Below are 19,213 nucleotides of genomic sequence, written 5' to 3'. Positions count from 1 at the left end.
GTGAACGCGCAAAACCCTGAAAATACGGGGCTTTCCGATCACCGCATCCCGCTTTGAGTACTTCTTCGCTCGACCTGTCGCTCGAGCCCATCGACAACGCCACGCTCGCCACTGTCTGTGGTGCGATGGATGATCATCTTCGCCGCATTGAGGCCGCCTTTGCCGTCACCATCCGGCGGCGCATGGCGCAGTTCACCATCAGTGGTGAATCGGCGGCAACGCAGGCGGCGAAAAAGGCGATTGAGCGCTTCCGCTACGTTGTGCGCGGCAGCAAGCGCGACTTGAGTGATGACGATGTCGAGTTGACGCTGACCGAGCTACGGCTGCCGATCAGTTCCGGCGATGCGTCGGAAGGCGAAGACGACGCTGCGGCAAAAGCGAAACTCGCTGAAGAGTTTGCCGCGCTGGAGGCTGCTGCTGGTGCCATTCCGCTGAAGGTGAAGCGCGCCGATCTGACGGCACGCACACCAACGCAGCTGACCTACCTGCAGAACATTCGCGACCACGACATCACCTTCGGCATCGGCCCGGCCGGCACCGGCAAGACTTACCTTGCCGTTGCCTGCGCAGTGGACGCCTTCGAGCGCGACCTGATCAAGCGCATCGTGCTGGTGCGCCCGGCGGTGGAGGCGGGCGAACGGCTAGGCTTTCTGCCCGGTGATCTGATCCAGAAGGTGGACCCGTACCTGCGCCCGTTGTACGACGCGCTGTTTGACCTGATGGGCTTCGAGAAGACAACCAAGCTCATGGAGCGCGGCACTATTGAGGTGGCGCCGCTTGCCTTCATGCGCGGGCGCACGCTGAACGGCGCCTTCATCATCCTCGACGAGGCGCAGAACACCACGCCCGAGCAGATGAAGATGTTTTTGACGCGCATCGGCTTTGGCACCAAGACGGTGGTCACCGGCGACCCGACGCAGATTGATCTGCAGAAGAGCCAGAAGAGCGGCCTGATTGACGCCCAGCATGTGCTCGGTGGTGTCAAAGGCATTGCCTTCACCCGTTTCACCAGCGTGGACGTTGTGCGGCATCCGCTGGTGCAGAAGATTGTGAACGCCTATGAACGGCAAAGCGCGCGGGATAACAGTTAGCGGCTGTTCGCCGCAGGACGAATGACCAATGACGAATGACGACATGGGTGCGCGGACTTGGCGATGTGATTTTCGTCACTCGTCATTCGTCTTTCGTCCTCGCCGCTGTAAAGCAGAGGTGCTCACGCCATGACTCTACACCTCAGCGTGCAGTTTGCCTCAGCGGCGGCGCATCTGCCCTCGCGCGCGCAGGTGCGTCGCTGGGCGCTGGCCGCGCACGCGGGGAATGCGGGTGCCGGTGACGGCGTGGTGACCATTCGCTACGTCGATGAGAAAGAGGGCCGCGCCCTCAACCGCGATTTCCGTGGCAAGGACTACGCAACGAACGTGTTGACCTTTGTTCACGAACCCCTCACCAGCAGGGCGGGCAGCACCGTTCGTCATTCGTCATTGGTCATTCGTCCTGCGGCGCAGCCGTACCAGGCCGACATCGCCATCTGCGCGCCGGTGATCGCCCGCGAGGCCCGCGAGCAGAAGAAGGCAGTGCACGATCATCATGCCCACATGGTGGTGCATGGCATGCTGCATGCTCAGGGCTTCGACCATGAAGACGCCACCGAGGCAGCGGCAATGGAAGCGATCGAGATAGCGGTGCTGAAACGATTTCGTATAAAAAATCCGTATGAGACCGAGTAGCGCCGCAAGGCCAGCCGCCCTGATCGAACAGCTTTTCGTTGAAATGGCGTTCGCAATGGGCTTACGGCCACATTTAAGCAATAGCCGACTTTTCGCGTTTTCGCCCATCAAGCCCAGTGCTGACGCCATTTTCCGGCAAAGCCAATCGGGCTGGCGGCCCACTGATCGTCCATGAGCGACAGCGAACCGCGCCCCAAGCCGTCGTTCTTTGAGCGGCTGTCGACGATGCTCTCCGGTGCGCCAGAGGATCGCGAGGACCTGCTCGACATGCTGCGCGACGCCCACGAGCGCAAACTGCTCGACGCCGACGCGCTCTCCATTTTCGAGGGGGCGCTCGAAGTCGCCGAGATGACAGTGAGCGACGTGATGGTGCCGCGCTCGCAGATGGACGTGATCGAGATTGACGACGCGCCGGCCGAAGTGATCGCCGAGATGGTCGAAACGCGCCACTCGCGCTACCCAGTGATCGGCGAAAACCGCGACGAGGTCGTCGGCATCCTGCTCGCCAAGGACCTGCTCGCCTATCTGGTCAATCCCGATGCGTTCTCGCTGAAGGCAGTGGCGCGGCCACCGATCTTCGTGCCCGAGACCAAGCGCCTCAACGTGCTGCTGCGCGAGTTCCGATCGCAGCGCAACCACATGGCCATCGTGATCGACGAACACGGCTCGGTGGCCGGGCTGGTCACGCTGGAGGACGTGCTGGAGCAGATCGTCGGCGAGATCATCGACGAATACGACTACGACGAAGAGGCCGACAACATCGTCGCCGAGACGGCCACCAAATGGCGCGTCAAGGCCTCCACCGAGATTGACGCCTTCAACGAGAAATTCGGCACCACCTTCAGCGATGACGAATCCGGTACCGTCGGCGGCCTGCTGATGCAGGAATTCGCCCGCGTCCCGCATCGCGGCGAAAGCATCACGCTCGGCGGCTTCAGGTTCACCGTGCTGCGCGCCGATGGCCGCCGCGTGTGGCTGATGACGGTGGAGCGGGTCTAGTCGCGCGGGCGCGACAGGACGAAAGACGAATGACGAGTGACGAAGGTAGTAGCGTGGGCAGGGGGCTGCCGACCCTCCTGACGCTGTCTTCGGCTGCGTTCGCGGGCGCACTCACCGCCTGGCTCGGCTTCGCGCCGGTTGGCTGGTGGTGGTTCCCCTACCTGGGCTTCGCCGCGCTGGCCGCGCTGATTGCCCGCGCGCCGACGGTTCGGCGTGGTGCGCTGCTCGGTTTTGCATTTGGCCTCGCCTACTTCCTCGCGGGTGTGTCCTGGGTGCGCGTCAGCATGAACGAGTTCGGCGGCATGCCGCTGCTGCTGGCGTGGTTCTCGGCGTTCCTGTTCTGTGCGTTTCTGGCGTTGTATCCGGCGCTGGCGTGCGCGTTTGCGACATGGACAAGAGCGCGCAGTCCCGTGTTCTTCGCTTTCGTGTTCGCGTCGGCTTGGACGTTTGCCGAGTACTTGCGGGCGCATTTATTCACCGGGTTTGAGTGGTTGAGTGTCGGGGTGTCGCAGGTTGGCCCATTTGCGCCATCTGTCATCGCTACGCTGCTTGGGCACTTCGCAATGGGTTTTGTCGTGCTGGCCGCCGGCGGATACATCGCTGCGGCCGGTGCCAAGTCCTTGGCAGAAGCGAACGGTGCGGTTCGACGAAGGGCCGCGTATTGGCTCGCGGCAGCGCAGTTCGTCGGGTTGCTTTGCTTCCTTGGTTTGTTCGGGTTGACTGGCAACGCGTTCACCTCACAAAGTGGCAAGCTGATTCAAGTTTCGCTGCTTCAAGGCAACGTCCCCCAATCGATGAAATGGGAACCCGAGAAATTCGTGCAGACGCTGCAGCTTTACGAGAAGCTGGTCTCACAGGCGAAGGGCGAGCTGATCATCCTGCCGGAGACGGCGCTGCCGGCGCCGCTGTCGCGCATTCCGCCGGAGTACATCGAGAAGCTGCGCGGCATTGCCTTCAGCAAGAACGCGAACCTGCTGATCGGTGTGCCGGTCGAGGAGAACGGCAAGTACTTCAACGCTGCCGTGTCGATGGGGGTGGAGGACATCCAGCAGTACCGCAAGGTGCATCTGGTGCCGTTTGGCGAATACATGCCGCTGCGCGGGCCGCTGGCGTGGTTCTACGCCAACCTGACCATTCCAATGAGCGACTTCACGGCCGGCGACCCGGCGCAGTCGCCGATCAAGGTGAACGGGCAAACGCTCGGCATCTCCATCTGCTACGAGGACGCCTTTGCGCGCGACGTGCTGCGCACCATGCCGGACGCGACGCTACTGGTCAACATCAGCAACGACGCCTGGTTTGGCAAGAGCGCGGCTGCCGAGCAGCATTTGCAGCTCGCGCAGATGCGTGCCATCGAAACCGGCCGCCCGATGCTGCGCGCCAACAATACCGGCATTACGGCGGTGATCGACGACAAGGGCCACGTCACGCAACGGCTGGAGCCGTGGACGGAAGGCATCCTCGAAGCCACGGTGCAGGGTCGCAAAGGCGCGACGCCGTACAGCATGTGGGGCGATCTGCCGATCCTGCTGATCTGCATCGCAGGCATAGGAATCGGCGCCGCGCAGCGCCTGCGCCGCGGCAGCGCAACAGCCTGATACGCGAGCCAGCCTCGAAGCCCCATAAAATCGGGGAAACAACGTAGAACACGGGTGACCGGATGAGGTGAACGACATTCGTCATTCGTCATCTGTCACTCGTCCTGCTTTCGCAATGATCACCTTTCAAGAAGCCATCCTCCGCCTGCAAAACTACTGGAACCAGCAGGGCTGCGCCGTCATTCAGCCGTACGACATGGAGGTTGGCGCTGGTACATCACACACCGCCACCTTCCTGCGCGCACTCGGACCGGAGCCGTGGCGCGCGGCCTATGTGCAGCCGTCGCGCCGCCCGAAGGATGGCCGTTACGGCGAAAACCCGAACCGCTTGCAGCACTACTACCAGTATCAGGTGGTGCTAAAGCCCTCGCCGCCGAACATCCTCGAGCTCTATCTGGGTTCGCTGGAAGCGCTCGGCTTCAACCTGCAGGAGAACGACGTCCGCTTCGTCGAGGACGATTGGGAGAACCCGACGCTTGGCGCCTGGGGACTGGGCTGGGAGGTTTGGATGAACGGCATGGAGGTGACGCAGTTCACCTACTTCCAGCAGGTCGGCGGCCTGCCGTGCAAGCCGATCACCGGCGAGATCACCTTCGGTCTTGAGCGTCTGATCATGTATCTGCAGGGCGTGGACAATGTTTACGACCTGGTGTGGACGACGTGGCAGGAGCACGGCGAAACACGCACGCTCTACTACCGCGATGTGTTTCACCAGAACGAAGTCGAACAGTCGACCTACAACTTTGAATACAGCAACGCCGAGGCGCTGTTCCGCCACTTCGGTGACTACGAGGCGCAGGCCAAACTGCTGATGGAAAAGCAGCTGGCACTGCCCGCCTACGAGCAGGTGCTCAAGGCCGCGCACACCTTTAACCTGCTGGACGCACGCGGCGCCATCAGTGTCACCGAGCGTGCGGCTTACATCGGCCGCATCCGCAATCTCGCACGCAGCGTGGCGCAGAGTTATTACGAAAGCCGCGAGCGGCTGGGCTTCCCGATGCTGCCCAAATCGTCTGCGGCGGTTGCTGCGAAGGTGGCCGCATGAGCGCCGCCGCCAAACCACTGCTGATCGAACTCTTCACCGAGGAGCTGCCGCCGAAGGCACTCAAGAAACTGGGCGACGCATTTGCATCCGGTATCGAGGCCAGCCTTCGCGTCGACGGCCTGCTGGCGAACGGTGCCACCACTGTCTCCTTCGCGACACCGCGCCGCCTTGGTGCCCGTGTTGATGCGGTGCTGACCGAAGCACCCGCAAAGGCGATCAAGGAAAAACTGATGCCTGTCGCAGTGGCACGCGATGCGGCGGGCAATGCGTCCGTCGCCCTACGCAAAAAGCTGGCGGCGCTCGGGCGTGAGGCGCTAGCGGAGGGTTTCCCGAACGCAATGCTCGGCTCGGACAAGCTGCTGATCGAGAGCGATGGCAAGGCTGAATACGTCTACCTCGTGGGGCTCGCGACCGGCACAACGCTGGCAGCAGGCGTGCAGAACGCGATTGAAGCCACGCTGGCCAAGTTGCCGATCCCGAAAGTGATGACCTACCAGCTCGCCGACGGCGAAACCGATGTCAACTTCGTGCGTCCGGCGCACGGGCTGGTGGCGCTGCATGGCGACGATGTCATTGCCGCGAAGGCGCTGGGCCTTGACGCCGGCCGCATCGCGCATGGCCATCGCTTCCAGGGGGCGAACAACGTCGAGCTTGATTCGGCCACGCGGTACGAAGAATTGCTGCGCCAGTACGGCAAGGTCGAACCGGTGTTCGCGGCCCGTCGCGACATGATCCAGGCGCAGCTCGACACCAAGGCGAAATCGCTCGGCGCCAACCTCGGCACGCCGGCCAGTTACGCCGACCTGCTCGATGAAGTCACGTCACTGGTCGAGTGGCCTACGGTCTACGTCTGTCAGTTCGAACCGGAATTTCTCGCGGTGCCGCAGGAATGCCTGATTCTGACCATGAAGACGAACCAGAAGTATTTCCCGCTGTTCGACGACGCCGGCAAGCTGAAGAATCACTTCCTGATCGTGTCGAACATGGCGCTGGCGGATCCGAAGAAAGTGATCGAAGGCAACGAGCGCGTGGTGCGGCCACGTCTGGCCGATGCCCGCTTCTTCTTCGAAACCGACAAGAAGACCAAACTCGCTGATCGCGTGCCCGAGCTGGGCAAGGTGGTCTATCACAACAAGCTCGGCACCCAGGGCGAACGCATCGCCCGCGTGGCGCAGCTCGCAGGTGAGATCGCCGGCCTGATCGGCGCAGATCGGGCGCGCGCCGAGCGCGCGGCGACGCTGGCAAAGGCCGATCTGGTGACGCTGATGGTGGGTGAGTTCCCCGAGTTGCAAGGCACGATGGGGCGCTACTACGCACTGAACGATGGCGAGCCTGCCGATGTCGCTGCGGCCTGCGCGGAGCACTACCAGCCTCGTTTTGCTGGTGACGCATTGCCGTCGTCGGGTGTGCCGACAGCGGTGGCGCTGGCGGACAAGCTGGAAACGCTGGCAGGCCTGTTTGGGATCGGGCAGACGCCGACGGGGGACAAGGATCCGTTTGCGTTGCGGCGGCATGCGCTTGGCGTAATTCGTATTCTGGTTGAGCAGAAACTGACCGTGCCGCTGGCATCGTTGCTGAACGCAGCGTTTGAGAGCTTTGGTGGCAAAGTCACCGATGCCAGCGCAGAACTTTCCGCGTTCATCTACGACCGTCTGCGTGGTTTCCTGAAAGACGCTGGCGCCAGCACCAACGAAATCGAGGCCGTCGTCGCACCGCTGCCCGCCATGTTCGCCACCGTACCGGCGCAACTGGTGGCGGTGCAGGCGTTTGCATCCTTGCCTGAAGCCGCAAGCCTCAATGCCGCCAACAAGCGCGTCGCCAACATCCTCAAAAAGGCCGTGGAGGGTGGCGAGGCGATTGCTACCAGTGACGCCGCACAGGAGCCCGCCGAACAAGCCCTGCGTCAGGCGCTGGATGCGGTTGGCCCAAGCGCTGATGCGCTCTACGCTAATGGCGACTTCACCGGCTACCTCAAGTCCTTCGCCGCGCTCAAGGCACCCGTTGATGAGTTTTTCGACAAGGTCATGGTGATGGCCGAGGACAAGGCCGTGCGTGCCAACCGTCTCGCGTTGCTGCGTGACTTGCGTGACGCAATGAACAAGGTCGCCGATTTGTCGAAACTGGCGGCATAGTGCGTCGATTCAGCAATCCTTCGTCAGCCAGTCTCTCCTGCGCAACAGGGGAGATGTCGGCGCAGCCGACAGAGGGGGTGCCTGCGAAAGGCGTGCCATTGCCGCACGCGGACCCCTCCGGCTCCGCGCGTCACCTCCCGTACTGCGCAGGGGAGGCTGGACTATGAAGCTGGTGATTCTCGACCGCGACGGCACCATCAACTTCGACAGCGAGCGCTTCATCAAGACGCCGGACGAGTGGCGGCCGATTCCTGGCGCGCTGGAGGCGATTGCGCGTCTGAATGGTGCCGGCTATCACGTGGCGGTAGCCACCAATCAGTCTGGCATCGAGCGCGGGTTGCTCGACATGAATGCACTCAACGCCATCCACGCCAAGATGCTGAAGGCGGTGCAGCAGGCCGGTGGCCGCATTGACGTCATCTATTACTGCCCACACTCAAGCGACACCGATTGCCGCTGTCGCAAGCCGTTGCCCGGCATGTTCATCGATATCGGCCAGCGCCTTGGCGTGCCGCTGGATGGCGTGCCCTGCATTGGCGATGGGCTCCGTGACCTGCAGGCGGCCGCCGCCGCAGGCGCGCGACCGATGCTGGTGTTGAGCGGCAAGGGGGCGGCCACGCTGGCTGGCGGCAATTTGCCGACCGGCACACAAACGTTCAACGATCTGTCGGCAGCGGTCGACGCAATCCTGTCGGCTGGCTGAGCCGAAATCCGACACAGCGAGTATTGAAGGCTGACCATGCAGGCACTGCGCAACACCCTCTACGTCCTGCTGCAACTGGTGATGACGCCGCTCTACGCCTTCGCCATCTGCGGCTGCTTCTGGCTGCCACCACGGCAGCGCAACCTGATGTGCGCCTCCTACACTGAGCTGTTCATCTGGTTTGCCAAACACCTCTGCCGCATCGACTATGAAATCATCGGCGGCGAAAACATCCCCGCCAGACCGTTTATCGTGCTCGCCAAGCACTCCTCCACTTGGGAGACGCTGATGCTGGAGACACACTTTGCACCGGGCAGTTTTGTCGCCAAGAAGGAGCTGCTGTGGGTGCCATTCTTTGGCTGGGGCTTTGCCCTGTCGTCACCAATAACTATCAACCGCAAGGCAGGGGCGCAGGCGATGGAGCAGATGATCGTGCAGGGCAAAGAGCGCCTCAATGAGCGCGGCTTCACCATCGTGGTCTTCCCCGAGGGTACCCGAATCAAGGCGGGCACCAAGGGCAAGTACAAGACCGGTGGCGTGCGGCTGGCGATGGGCTGTGACGTACCGATCCTGCCTGTCGCACACAACGCGGGTTACTGCTGGCCGCGTCATCCGTGGAAGAAGTTTCCCGGCAAGGTGACGATGTCGATATTGCCACCGATTTCGCCGACCGGCCGCGCGCTGGCGGAACTGAACGACGAGGTTGAGCGCGCCATCGAGACGGAGGTTGCCCGCCTGGGTGACTCGCGCGCAGGATCAGGGCGCACAGCGAGCTGAGTGATGGGTTTCTGGAGCGCGTTGCTTTTTGGCGATCCGGCACCACCTCCCGCGCCGCGTCGTGCGCCACGGCAGCGACTGGCACCGAGCCCCGCAGAATCGAAGCCGCGCGTCAGTTCCGCAGGCATCAGCTATCGACTGGAGCGTGCGCGCCGCAAGTCAATTGGCCTGATCATCACCACCGACGGCTTGCTGATCCGGGCTCCCAACTGGACGCCGCTTTATGAGATCGACGCTGCCATCGTCGAGCGCCGCGAGTGGATCGGCAAGGCGCTGGCGCGGCAGCAGGCGCGACGGGACCAGCTGGCGGAGCACCGCGATGGCGGTCACATGCTGTTTCGCGGCAAGCGGCTCAAGGTTGAATTGCGTGCCGGATTGTTCGATAGTGTGGACCTGACCGAGTCACGCTGTGTGCTCACCAGCTCGGCGGGTGAGTTCGACACGGCCGCCCTCGATGCCGAGCTGATGCGGATTGCCAAACAGGAGTTGCCTTCACTGGCCCAGCGTATGGCAGCCGAGGCGGCGCTACCGCTCCGTGCGGTCACCATCAGTAGCGCCCGCACGATGTGGGGGAGCTGCACGTCGGATGGACGGGTGCGACTCAACTTCCGGCTGTTGCAGTTGCCGCCTGAATTGATGCGGCACGTCGTAGCCCATGAGCTGGCGCATCTGGTGGAGTTCAACCACTCGCCACGGTTCTGGGCGATCGTCGCCCAGCTGGATGCCAATTCAAAGGCACACAAACGGGCGATCAAGAACTACTCGGTGTTGCTGGAGCTCTGAGCCATTGCCGCTCAGGCAAATTTGACCGTCACTCCGGTTTGTTCGCGGACGACGCGGGTCATGGCGCTGGCCAGTGTCTCGCTGCTGCGGGTGTCGACCCAGCCCTGATCCGTTTGCCGGAAGTGATAGCCACCGCTTCTGGCAGCCACCCAGATTTCCTGCGTTGGCGCATGGCGATTGACGATGATTTTCGAGCCATCTTCGCAAGTGACTTCGAGCACCCCCTGATTGAGCTCGACGTCATCGACGGCGTCGGCACTGTCCAGCGCCTCGACAAACTGGTCGAACAGTGCATCGACGATCTCGTTGAATTCAGTGGCTGAGGGCATTTGCTACTATCGACTGAGACTAATTTCCACACAAGTCTATGCGCTTTCGACATCTGCTCATCACCCTGTTTCTCGTGGCGCTGGCTGCGGTCGGCATCACCGGTTGTGGCCAGAAGGGACCATTGGTGCCGCCTAAAGCCTCGACGGTACTGGCGGTTGCGTCGGCCGCGCCGTGCGTTAATGCCGACGGCATGATCGCGACCACCTGATCAGCGTTCTGGCGTTTCGTCCAACGCCCAAGCGTAGGACTGACGCACAGAGCGAGCAGCACGGCGCGCGGTACAGATTTACCAGCGCGTCTCCCCGCAAAATTCCTTCGCAATCATCACCTCATGCTCACCCCACACCTTCAGCGCTCGCCGGATGGCGAGCTCCTTTGCGAGAACGTCCGCCTTACCGACGTTGCACGCCAGTTCGGCACGCCCGCCTACGTTTACTCGCGCGCCACCATCGTCGACAACTTCCGCGCCTATCAACGGGCGTTTGCGGCGTCGAAGCCTTTGATCTGCTACGCGGTGAAGGCGAATTCCACGCTGAGCGTGCTGGCCCTGCTGGCCGCAGAGGGGGCCGGTTTCGACATCGTCTCCGCTGGTGAACTGCAACGCGTGATCGCTGCCGGCGGCGAAGCCGGCAAGGTGATCTTCTCCGGGGTTGCCAAACGGCATGACGAAATCGCGCTGGCGCTGGCGCACAACATCTTCTGCTTCAACATCGAGTCCGAAGCGGAGTTGCACCGTGTGAACGAGGTGGCGCAGGCCCATGGCAAACGCGCTCGCATTACCTTCCGCATCAATCCGGATGTCGATGCGAAGACGCATCCCTATATCTCCACCGGCCTGAAGTCGAACAAGTTTGGCGTGGCGCACGCTGATGCCGTACGCCTGTACACACTGGCAGCGTCAATGCCCGGCATTGAAGTGCACGGCATCGAGTGCCACATCGGCTCGCAGATCACGGAACTGTCGCCGTATGTGGATGCACTGCGTCGCCTGTTGTCGCTGGTTGACGACTTGTCGGCGCGTGGCATCCACCTGCAGCACCTCGACATCGGTGGCGGACGCGCGATCAACTACCAGGGCGAATCGCTGGTGCCGATGGATGAATTTGCACACGCGGTGGAGCGCGAGATTGCGGGCCGCCATCTTGATCTGCTCATCGAACCAGGTCGTTCGATCGTTGGCGATGCGGGCCTGTTGCTCACGCGCGTTGAATTCCTCAAACCGGGGGAGACGAAGAACTTTGCACTGGTCGATGCTGCGATGAACGATCTCATCCGGCCGACACTTTACGATGCGTTTCATCCGGTGGCGCCGGTGCTTGAACGTACCGGTGAAGCAGTGCTCTACGACATCGTCGGGCCCGTGTGTGAAAGTGGTGACTGGCTCGCGAAGGCCCGCCAGCTGGTGCTTTCACAGGGGGACCTGCTTGCCGTGCTGTGCGCTGGTGCGTATGGAATGACGATGGCGTCGAACTACAACACGCGCTCACGTCCATGCGAAGTGTTGATTGATCGTGATGAAGCGCATCTCATTCGTGAACGCGAACGCTTCGAGGATCTGATCGCACACGAGCGCATCGTCATTTGAATTTTCTGCACGCACATCGTTGCAAATTTCGTGTGCAACAAAACAACAAAGCGTTTCTGCACGAGGAGCGCGCGCGCGAATAATATTGTTCGAGAAAAAAATCAAGCTAGAATTCGCGACATCAGGAGTGTGTGTTGTAAACAAGTTCGTGTGCCTTGAACCGTTTGCAGCAGCGCCTGACACTGAGGTGTGTTGCGTTGTAACTCTCGATGATCGTTGCGTTTTTTCGTGATGAACACCGCGTGTAATGGCCCAAAGGATCACCTCAAGTGATGTTCAAAACTGTGAGAGTCAACCTTAGGAGACCACTATGAGCGACATGATGACGATGGCAGCACCGGCTGCAGCAGCACCGGCACCGGCCAAGAAAAAGCCGGCCGCGAAGAAGAAGCCCGCTGCCAAGAAACCTGCTGCGAAGAAGGCTCCGGCCAAGAAAGCAGCAGCCAAGAAGCCGGCCAAGAAAGCAGCAGCCAAGAAGCCCGCTAAAAAGGCAGCAGCCAAGAAGCCGGCTAAGAAAGCAGCAGCCAAGAAGCCCGCTAAGAAGGCAGCAGCCAAGAAGCCGGCCAAGAAAGCAGCAGCCAAGAAGCCCGCTAAAAAGGCAGCAGCCAAGAAGCCGGCTAAGAAAGCAGCAGCCAAGAAGCCCGCTAAAAAGGCAGCAGCCAAGAAGCCGGCTAAGAAAGCAGCAGCCAAGAAGAAGTAATTTCCGCGAGGAAGTTCTTCTGCAGAAAACGGCGCGGTTTCGCGCCGTTTTTTTTTGCACATCGGAGCAGCAATGACCAAATCCCGTCGCCCCGTCAGCACCGTACCTGCGCCAGGCAACAAACTTGCGGCGACAGTGGCAGTCGTGCCGGCAAGCAAGCCACGCAATCGCCTCGCCGCAGACCCGCTGCTACGCAAGTCAGGGGCGCACGTAGCCGATGATGGCAAAGGCGGGACGAAGCGCTCGCGCGTCGCCGAACAGGATCTTCGAAATGAGATTGCCGCACTGCCAGTGCATGGGCGTCGTCGCCCTTCTGCCGCAGAAGAGGACCGCTGAGTTAGTGCCCTGTCGGGACGGTGACCAATAAAAAACGCGCCATCAGGCGCGTTTTTTATTGAAGCGATCAAATCCTAACGCCGCCGTTTGCTGACTTTCTTGCCACTCACTGCCGCGCCACGTTTGCCGGGTGCCACCGCGCGTACAGTCTTGCCACCACGCTTGACCTGGACCACGCGACCGCCCTTGCTGGCGACTTGCCGTACCGGTGCCGGGCCGCTGACATAGAGCACCTGACCGACGCGCACGTTCTGCTTGCCCATCCGGTTCCACGACGCCAGCGTCGATGCGCTGACGCCATAGCGCCGGGCGATGCTGGCGAAGGTTTCACCGCGACGCACCTTGTGGCTGCGCGCAGCGACGTGTTCGGGGAACTTGGTGAACACTGCATTCTGGATGCTGCCCAGCGCGTCTTCCGACGGGCCATCGGAAGGCACCAGCAGGTTGTATCCGGCGGGGAGTGTCGCGGCGACGCTGCGAATGCCGTTGACTGACTTGATTGCAGCGACCGTGGTGCCGAAACGCTGCGCCAGCGCTTCGATGCGGTCCCCTGAGCGCGTGCGATAGGCCATCCACGACACGCGCGGCTTCTCATTGGCTTCGAGACGGGAAAGGAAGCCATCGGCCTTGTCGGCCGGCAGCAGCACCTGATACTCGCTGCGACCGCCAATCACCGGGCGGTTGTGCGCCGGGTTCAGTGCGACAAAGTCGGTCTCGCTCATCTCGGCCAGCTGCGCGGCACGCTTCAGGTCAATCGGATGCGCCAGCGTGATCGTCTTGAAGTACGGCTCGTTGGGAATACCGGCGATGGTGACGCCGTACGCCGCCGGGTTGCGGATGATGTTCTTGACTGCCTGCAGCTTCGGCAGGTAGTTGCGTGTCTCGGCCGGCATGTCGAGCGCGAGATAGGTGCCGTCCTTGCCACGAGCCTTCGAGCGCTGCACGGCGCGGGCGACCGAGCCTTCGCCCCAGTTGTAGGACGCCAGTGCGAGCTGCCAGTCACCGAACATGCCGTGCAGTTTGCCGAGATAGTCGAGCGCGCCATTGGTTGCAGCGACGATGTCGCGCCGCGAGTCCGCCCACCAGTCCTGCTTCATGCCGTAGTTCACACCCGTTGACGGAATGAACTGCCAGATGCCCGCAGCTTTTGCCGAAGAATGCGCGATTGGATTGAACGCGCTCTCGATCATCGGCAACAACGCGATCTCGAGCGGCATGCCGCGCCGCTCCAGTTCGGTCACGATGTAGAACATGTACTTGCCCGAACGGTCAACGATGCGTGCAAGGTAGTCGGGGCGTTCAGCGTAGAACTTCTCCCACTTCGCGACCAGTGGGTCGTCAAGGTCGTCCATCGCATAGCCGGCACGTATGCGATCCCAGAGATCGGTAGGTGGCGCTTCAGCGGGCACTTCGCTAACCACGCCGATCAGCGCCGGCTCTTTCGCGGCACTGGCGGTGGCTACGACTGCTGCAGGTGCGGTCGGGGCGGCATTGGTGGCAACTGTTGCCGTGTTCTGGATGGGCGCTGCGCCCGTCGCGGTCACACCAGCACTGGCAGGTGCGGACGTGGGTTGTGGCGTGAGCGCAACCGGCACCGCGTTTTGCGTACCGATTGCGACTGGCGTGGTGACGGAACGCGCCGCAGCTAAGGTTGCCGCGGTCGTCGTCACCGGATGCGACAACGGCGATGCGATACTGTTTGTTGCCGGAATTCCCGTTGCATAGGCGCTGAACGCCGGCGCCTGCGAGGTGCTGGCCATCGCCGCGCCTGTCACGCTGGCGGCAGTGGTTGCGAGCCCGCTATCGGCGCTTGCGTTCGCGTTGGCGTCAATAGAACCCAGGCCAAGGCCGACCAGCAACACCGACAGTGCCAGAGGCGACAGACGTGAGGTACTGCGAAGCGGGAAGGGAAGGGCGGCTATCGCGGACGACTGGTCGTCGCGAACGGGATTGACGAAACCTGAACGGATGGAACGGGTGAGTTGGCTGATCTTGAAGCGCTGCACGCCTTCTCCTGTCACTAAATACCACGCTGACGGGATCATGTGTCAACACGATTCGGGCCAGCAAAATCTCGCGCGATGCTACTCATTTAGGCCGCTCAGGTCAAATACATGCGCCTGAATCCGCAGTGAAATCAGTGCTAACAGCCCGCGAAAAACACGCAATCGTGACGCCCGGAGAATACTCAGCGGAAATCGTTCTTCCACTGTCGCAACACTGCGAAAACCGCTTCCGGATCCGAGGCGTTGAGCGCCGGTGCATCCGGCAGATCGCGCGTACGGGCAACCGCGCTGGCGATGACTTGCGGCGCCGTTACCCGCAGGAACGGATTGGTTTCGCGCTCAAGCACAATTGTTGACGGCAGTGTCGGCTCGCCACGCGCGCGGCGATCCTGTTCGGTGAAACTGCGCGCAATCAACGCATCATTGTCAGGCTCGACTGCCAGCGCGAAGCGCAGATTGGCGAGCGTGTATTCGTGAGTGCAGAAAACACGAGTCGATGCTGGCAGACTGGCAAGGCGAGTGAGCGACGCGTGCATCTGCGCAGGCGTGCCCTCGAACAGCCGGCCGCAACCTGCCGCGAACAGCGTGTCACCGCAAAAAAGCAGGTCATCACCAAAATAAGCAATGTGACCGCGCGTATGCCCCGGAATGCTCATGACCTGCCAGAAGATGTTCGGCATCATCGGCAGATTGACGGTGTCGCCGTCGATCAGCGGGTGCGTCACGCCGGCAATCGCCTCTGCGGCTGGGCCGTACACCGGCAAGTCTGGGCGCGACGACGCCAGTGACGCGACACCGCCGACATGATCGGCGTGATGATGGGTGATCAGGATGGCGTCCAGGGTGAGCTGACGTTCGGCGAGAAACGCTTCCACTGGCGCGGCGTCGCCCGGATCGACAACGACACAATGGCCTCGGTGCACCAGCGCCCAGATATAGTTGTCGGCAAACGCGGGGATCGGAACGATCGAAACTGCGGTCGCAGGCACAGCAACGGAAGCATCGGTACTCATTGAATTCATCCAGTTCACAGCAGATGCAGGACGGGCCACCGCCGCTGTCTGAGCAGCCCGGCGGCTGCCAGACTTTTGACGAATGGCTGGCGACACCGCTAGGGTGCTACGTGATGGCGCGCGAGCAGGTGATTTTCGACCACGCGCTGCCCGATCTGTTTGGATTTTATGCGCTGCAAATGGGCTGCGCGGCAGTGCCGTTGATGCAGACCAGTCGCGTGACGCACCGCTTTACGCTGGCATGGGACACCACGGCGTCACTGCTGTCCGAGCCTGATCAATTGCCTTTTGCTGCAAACCAGTTTGACGTGATCGTATTGCCGCACACCCTTGAGTTTCAGGCCCTGCCACACGAAGTGTTGCGCGAAGTGTTTCGTGTGTTGCGTCCGGAGGGACGGCTGCTGATTTCCGGCTTCAATCCGTATTCACTGTTTGGCATCAAGCGCTACTTCGGGCGCGATCGCGACGGCCCCTGGGGCGGCGAATTCATGTCGCTGTCGCGGGTGAAGGATTGGCTGAACCTGCTTGGCTTCGATATTGTCGGCGGCCAGTTCGACACCTACAACATGCCTGCGCAGAATGAACGCACACTACGGCGTCTGTCCTGGCTGGAAAGTGGTGGCGAGCGCTGGTGGCCATTCGCTGGTGGCGTGTACTTCCTGCATGCGGTGAAACGGGTGGCCGGGGTGCGGCTGATGCGGCCCGACTGGGCGCGCTCGACGCGCCGCCGGCGCGCGGCGGCAGCAGTGCCAACGCGCGTGACCCGATCGACCAGCGAGCCGGGCGGGGGTGGACAATGAGTGCACGCAATGAGGCGCAGGAGCCGGAGGTGATCATCTACACCGATGGCGCCTGCAAGGGCAACCCCGGGCCGGGCGGCTGGGGGGTGCTGATGATCTCGGGGGATCATCGGCGCGAGCTGCACGGTGGCGAGACGATGACCACCAATAACCGCATGGAACTGACTGCCGCGATCGAAGCGCTGCGTGCACTCAAGCGCCATTGCCGTGTGCGCCTGTTCACCGACTCAAGTTACGTGAAGCAGGGTATCGAGACGTGGATTCATGGCTGGAAACGCAACGGCTGGCGTACCGCCGACAAAAAACCGGTGAAGAACGCTGACCTCTGGCAGACACTCGACGAACTGGCGGCGACGCATCGCGTGGAGTGGCGCTGGGTCAAGGGCCACGCGGGCGACCCCGGCAACGAGCGGGCGGACGAGCTGTCGAATATCGGGATTCCGAAGTAGTCAATTTTTCTATTGGCTTTTTAACGAAATCCTTACTGAATAAGGGCTAGATGGCATTTTTAGTCATAAGTCGACTTGCTACTATTTATCATCACAAGCCTTTATTAGACGCCATTTGACGAAAAAGTTGATGCTCCCGTCACCGTCAAAAACTAACAACCTGGGTGCGGCCGGCTGTCGGCGGGCGCCGCGTTACAACTCTCCCATCATCGCCATCGAACGCACCGGCATCGCGCCTTGCGTGGCGGCCTCGGTAGCGCCGACGATGCAGTGATCGAGCACCGCAACGTCGATCAGCGCCAGGGCATCCTTTAGCACCCGAGTGAGCGAACGGTCGGCCTGACTCGGCTGCGTTGAACCGGACGGATGGTTGTGGGCGAGGATCACCGCCGCGGCGTTCTTCGCCAGCGCCGCGCGCACCACCTCGCGTGGATAGACGCTGGTCTGCGCCAGCGTGCCACGGAACAGCGTCTGCATCTCAATCAGCCGGTGCTGCGCGTCAAGCCAGAGTGCCACGAACACTTCAACGCGTTCGTGCCCAAGCGACAGCCGCAAGTAGTCCTTCACGATGTCGGGTGAATTGAGCAGGGGGCGTTCCGCCATTTCGCTGGCAAGGGCCCGGCGGGCGATTTCTACGGTCGCCTGAAGCTGGACAAACTTCGCTTCGCCCATGCCATGCAGGCTGCAGAACTCGTCGCGCGGCGCCGCCACGACACCAGCGACGGAGCCGAAGCGCTGTAACAGCTCGCGCGCCAACTCCACCGCACTCTTGCCGGCGACGCCGATACGCAGGAAGATGGCCAACAGTTCGGCGTCGGTCAAGGCCTGCGCGCCATGCTCCAGCAGTTTTTCACGCGGCCGGTCATCGGCCGGCCAGTCCCGAATGCTCATCACGCCCTCCACCGCCACCAATGGCAATTTGCAGGCGTATTATGTGTTTATTTACAGTATTTGCAAACGATCATCGCAAGCGGGTCAGCGTGACACGTACTTGCCGAGCTCCGTCTTGGCAATGGCATTGCGATGCACTTCGTCGGGACCGTCGGCAAAGCGCAGTGTGCGCAGGTTCGCCCACGCGCCCGCGAGCGGGAAGTCGTCGCTGACACCACCACCGCCGTGCGCCTGAATGGCCCAGTCGACGACCTGCAGCGCCATCGTCGGTGCCACCACCTTGATCATCGCGATCTGCTGCTTGGCCACCTTGTTGCCCGCGACGTCCATCATCCATGCCGCGTTGAGGGTGAGGAAGCGCGCCTGATCGATCATGCAGCGTGCCTCGGCGATGCGCTCATGCCACACCGATTGTGCGGCGACCGGCTTGCCGAAGGCGACGCGGCTGGCCAGCCGCTTGCACATCAATTCCAGCGCGCGCTCGGCCACGCCGATCGAACGCATGCAGTGATGGATGCGGCCCGGCCCGAGACGACCCTGGGCAATCTCAAAACCACGTCCTTCGCCAAGCAGGATGTTGCTCACCGGCACCCGGACGTTCTCGAACAGGATTTCGCAGTGCCCGTGCGGCGCGTGGTCATAGCCGAACACATTGAGTGGGCGGACTACCGTCACGCCGGGCGTGTTGGCGGGGACCAGCACCATCGACTGCTGCAAATGCTTGGGTGCGTCCGGATCGTTTTTGCCCATCAGGATGTACACCGCGCAGCGCGGGTCACCGGCGCCGGAGATCCACCATTTGCGGCCGTTGATGACGTAGTGATCCCCATCGCGCACGATGCGGGTCTCGATGTTGGTGGCGTCAGACGAAGCCACCGCTGGCTCGGTCATCGCGAATGCCGAGCGCGTCTTGCCAGCGAGCAGATCGGGCAACCACTGCGCCTTCTGTTCCGCCGTGCCGTACTGGATGATGGTCTCCATGTTGCCGGTGTCGGGCGCCGAGCAGTTGAACACCTCGGAGGCCCACATCACGCGGCCCATGATCTCGGCCAGCGGCGCGTATTCCATGTTGTTGAGCCCGGCACCGTACTCGGTGTGTGGGCAGAACAGGTTCCACAGCCCCTGCGCGCGGGCGATTGGCTTCAGCTCCTCAACGACTTTGGTTGGCGCCCAGCGATTGCCCGCCTTGGTGTTGTCGGCCACGTCATTCTCGTAACGGTGCTCATTCGGGTAGATGTGCTCGTCGAAGAAGCGGAGCAGCCGTGCCTGATAGTCCTTGACCTTGTCGGAATGCTGAAAGTCCATGTTTTATCCCTTCGGGAAATGACGAATGACCAAT

19 protein-coding genes are annotated in these 19,213 nt (G+C 61.9%); 13 read left to right on the top strand and 6 right to left on the bottom strand.

Translation table 11 applies throughout. From position 1 onward, the window contains the following. Nucleotides 1-53: 53 nt before the first annotated feature. The 9 genes from FKL89_RS17625 to FKL89_RS17585 all read left to right on the top strand — a co-directional run bounded on the left by FKL89_RS17625 (nucleotide 54) and on the right by FKL89_RS17585 (nucleotide 9,764). Nucleotides 54-1,091, top strand: coding sequence for a PhoH family protein (locus FKL89_RS17625; RefSeq protein WP_238363411.1), 1,038 nt, complete (start codon nucleotides 54-56; stop codon nucleotides 1,089-1,091). 129 nt (nucleotides 1,092-1,220) lie between these two features. Continuing rightward, a complete protein-coding gene (ybeY, locus tag FKL89_RS17620) occupies nucleotides 1,221-1,727 on the top strand; it encodes an rRNA maturation RNase YbeY (RefSeq protein WP_156864039.1) in 507 nt (168 codons plus the stop codon). A 171-nt stretch (nucleotides 1,728-1,898) separates the two neighbouring features. Next, nucleotides 1,899-2,726, top strand: coding sequence for an HlyC/CorC family transporter (locus FKL89_RS17615; RefSeq protein ID WP_156864038.1), 828 nt, complete (start codon nucleotides 1,899-1,901; stop codon nucleotides 2,724-2,726). 29 nt (nucleotides 2,727-2,755) lie between these two features. Continuing rightward, the gene (lnt, locus tag FKL89_RS17610) at nucleotides 2,756-4,324 is read left to right on the top strand and encodes an apolipoprotein N-acyltransferase (RefSeq protein ID WP_156864037.1); all 1,569 of its coding nucleotides are present in this window, start codon (nucleotides 2,756-2,758) and stop codon (nucleotides 4,322-4,324) included. A 115-nt stretch (nucleotides 4,325-4,439) separates the two neighbouring features. Further along, nucleotides 4,440-5,369, top strand: coding sequence for a glycine--tRNA ligase subunit alpha (gene glyQ, locus FKL89_RS17605; protein WP_156864036.1), 930 nt, complete (start codon nucleotides 4,440-4,442; stop codon nucleotides 5,367-5,369). Further along, nucleotides 5,366-7,501 carry a glycine--tRNA ligase subunit beta gene (glyS, locus tag FKL89_RS17600; protein WP_156864035.1) on the top strand — a complete coding sequence of 712 codons (2,136 nt, stop codon included), beginning with the start codon at nucleotides 5,366-5,368 and terminating at the stop codon, nucleotides 7,499-7,501. Before glyQ ends, glyS begins: the two co-directional genes overlap by 4 nt. A 163-nt stretch (nucleotides 7,502-7,664) precedes the next feature. Further along, nucleotides 7,665-8,204 carry a D-glycero-beta-D-manno-heptose 1,7-bisphosphate 7-phosphatase gene (gene gmhB / locus FKL89_RS17595; RefSeq protein WP_156864034.1) on the top strand — a complete coding sequence of 180 codons (540 nt, stop codon included), beginning with the start codon at nucleotides 7,665-7,667 and terminating at the stop codon, nucleotides 8,202-8,204. A 36-nt stretch (nucleotides 8,205-8,240) separates the two neighbouring features. Next, nucleotides 8,241-8,981 carry a lysophospholipid acyltransferase family protein gene (locus FKL89_RS17590; RefSeq protein WP_238363410.1) on the top strand — a complete coding sequence of 247 codons (741 nt, stop codon included), beginning with the start codon at nucleotides 8,241-8,243 and terminating at the stop codon, nucleotides 8,979-8,981. Nucleotides 8,982-8,984: 3 nt separating this feature from the next. Next, nucleotides 8,985-9,764, top strand: coding sequence for a M48 family metallopeptidase (locus FKL89_RS17585; protein WP_156864032.1), 780 nt, complete (start codon nucleotides 8,985-8,987; stop codon nucleotides 9,762-9,764). Between the two features lie 11 nt (nucleotides 9,765-9,775). Here FKL89_RS17585 and cyaY read toward each other — a convergent pair whose 3' ends face one another. Continuing rightward, entirely contained in the window at nucleotides 9,776-10,093 is a 318-nt protein-coding gene (gene cyaY / locus FKL89_RS17580) for an iron donor protein CyaY (RefSeq protein ID WP_156864031.1), read from the bottom strand. Nucleotides 10,094-10,131: 38 nt separating this feature from the next. On the opposite strand from cyaY, the gene lptM reads away from it, so the two are divergent. Both lptM and lysA read left to right on the top strand, forming a co-directional pair. After that, nucleotides 10,132-10,302, top strand: coding sequence for an LPS translocon maturation chaperone LptM (gene lptM, locus FKL89_RS17575; protein ID WP_156864030.1), 171 nt, complete (start codon nucleotides 10,132-10,134; stop codon nucleotides 10,300-10,302). Between the two features lie 123 nt (nucleotides 10,303-10,425). Further along, complete coding sequence (gene lysA / locus FKL89_RS17570; RefSeq protein WP_156864029.1) at nucleotides 10,426-11,679, top strand: diaminopimelate decarboxylase; 1,254 nt, start codon at nucleotides 10,426-10,428, stop codon at nucleotides 11,677-11,679. Between the two features lie 297 nt (nucleotides 11,680-11,976). On the opposite strand, the gene FKL89_RS20270 is transcribed toward lysA, so the two are convergent. The 3 genes from FKL89_RS20270 to gloB form a co-directional block, all read right to left on the bottom strand. Continuing rightward, nucleotides 11,977-12,537 (bottom strand): hypothetical protein, encoded by a 561-nt coding sequence (locus FKL89_RS20270; RefSeq protein ID WP_181955207.1) that lies wholly within the window; start codon nucleotides 12,535-12,537, stop codon nucleotides 11,977-11,979. A gap of 252 nt (nucleotides 12,538-12,789) precedes the next feature. After that, nucleotides 12,790-14,721, bottom strand: a complete 1,932-nt coding sequence (locus tag FKL89_RS20200; protein ID WP_162527568.1) for a transglycosylase SLT domain-containing protein — start codon at nucleotides 14,719-14,721, stop codon at nucleotides 12,790-12,792. Between the two features lie 182 nt (nucleotides 14,722-14,903). Beyond that, on the bottom strand, nucleotides 14,904-15,734 hold the full coding sequence (gloB, locus tag FKL89_RS17550) for a hydroxyacylglutathione hydrolase (protein ID WP_156864027.1): 831 nt from the start codon (nucleotides 15,732-15,734) through the stop codon (nucleotides 14,904-14,906). On the opposite strand from gloB, the gene FKL89_RS17545 reads away from it, so the two are divergent. Beyond that, nucleotides 15,734-16,534, top strand: coding sequence for a class I SAM-dependent methyltransferase (locus FKL89_RS17545; protein WP_238363409.1), 801 nt, complete (start codon nucleotides 15,734-15,736; stop codon nucleotides 16,532-16,534). The genes gloB and FKL89_RS17545 overlap by 1 nt on opposite strands. Then, nucleotides 16,531-16,983: a ribonuclease HI gene (gene rnhA / locus FKL89_RS17540; RefSeq protein WP_156864026.1), complete on the top strand. Its 453-nt coding sequence runs from the start codon at nucleotides 16,531-16,533 to the stop codon at nucleotides 16,981-16,983. The genes FKL89_RS17545 and rnhA overlap by 4 nt, the downstream gene beginning before the upstream one ends. Nucleotides 16,984-17,175: 192 nt before the next feature. On the opposite strand, the gene radC is transcribed toward rnhA, so the two are convergent. Further along, the gene (radC, locus tag FKL89_RS17535; protein WP_156864025.1) at nucleotides 17,176-17,874 is read right to left on the bottom strand and encodes a RadC family protein; all 699 of its coding nucleotides are present in this window, start codon (nucleotides 17,872-17,874) and stop codon (nucleotides 17,176-17,178) included. Nucleotides 17,875-17,958: 84 nt separating this feature from the next. Continuing rightward, nucleotides 17,959-19,179: an acyl-CoA dehydrogenase family protein gene (locus FKL89_RS17530; protein WP_156864024.1), complete on the bottom strand. Its 1,221-nt coding sequence runs from the start codon at nucleotides 19,177-19,179 to the stop codon at nucleotides 17,959-17,961. Between the last annotated feature and the right edge of the window lie 34 nt (nucleotides 19,180-19,213).

The sequence above is a fragment of the Casimicrobium huifangae genome (assembly GCF_009746125.1).
GTDB classification, from domain to species: domain Bacteria; phylum Pseudomonadota; class Gammaproteobacteria; order Burkholderiales; family Casimicrobiaceae; genus Casimicrobium; species Casimicrobium huifangae.
Note: the sequence above shows the minus strand (reverse complement) of the source record. Positions and strands in the feature narration are given on the sequence as shown.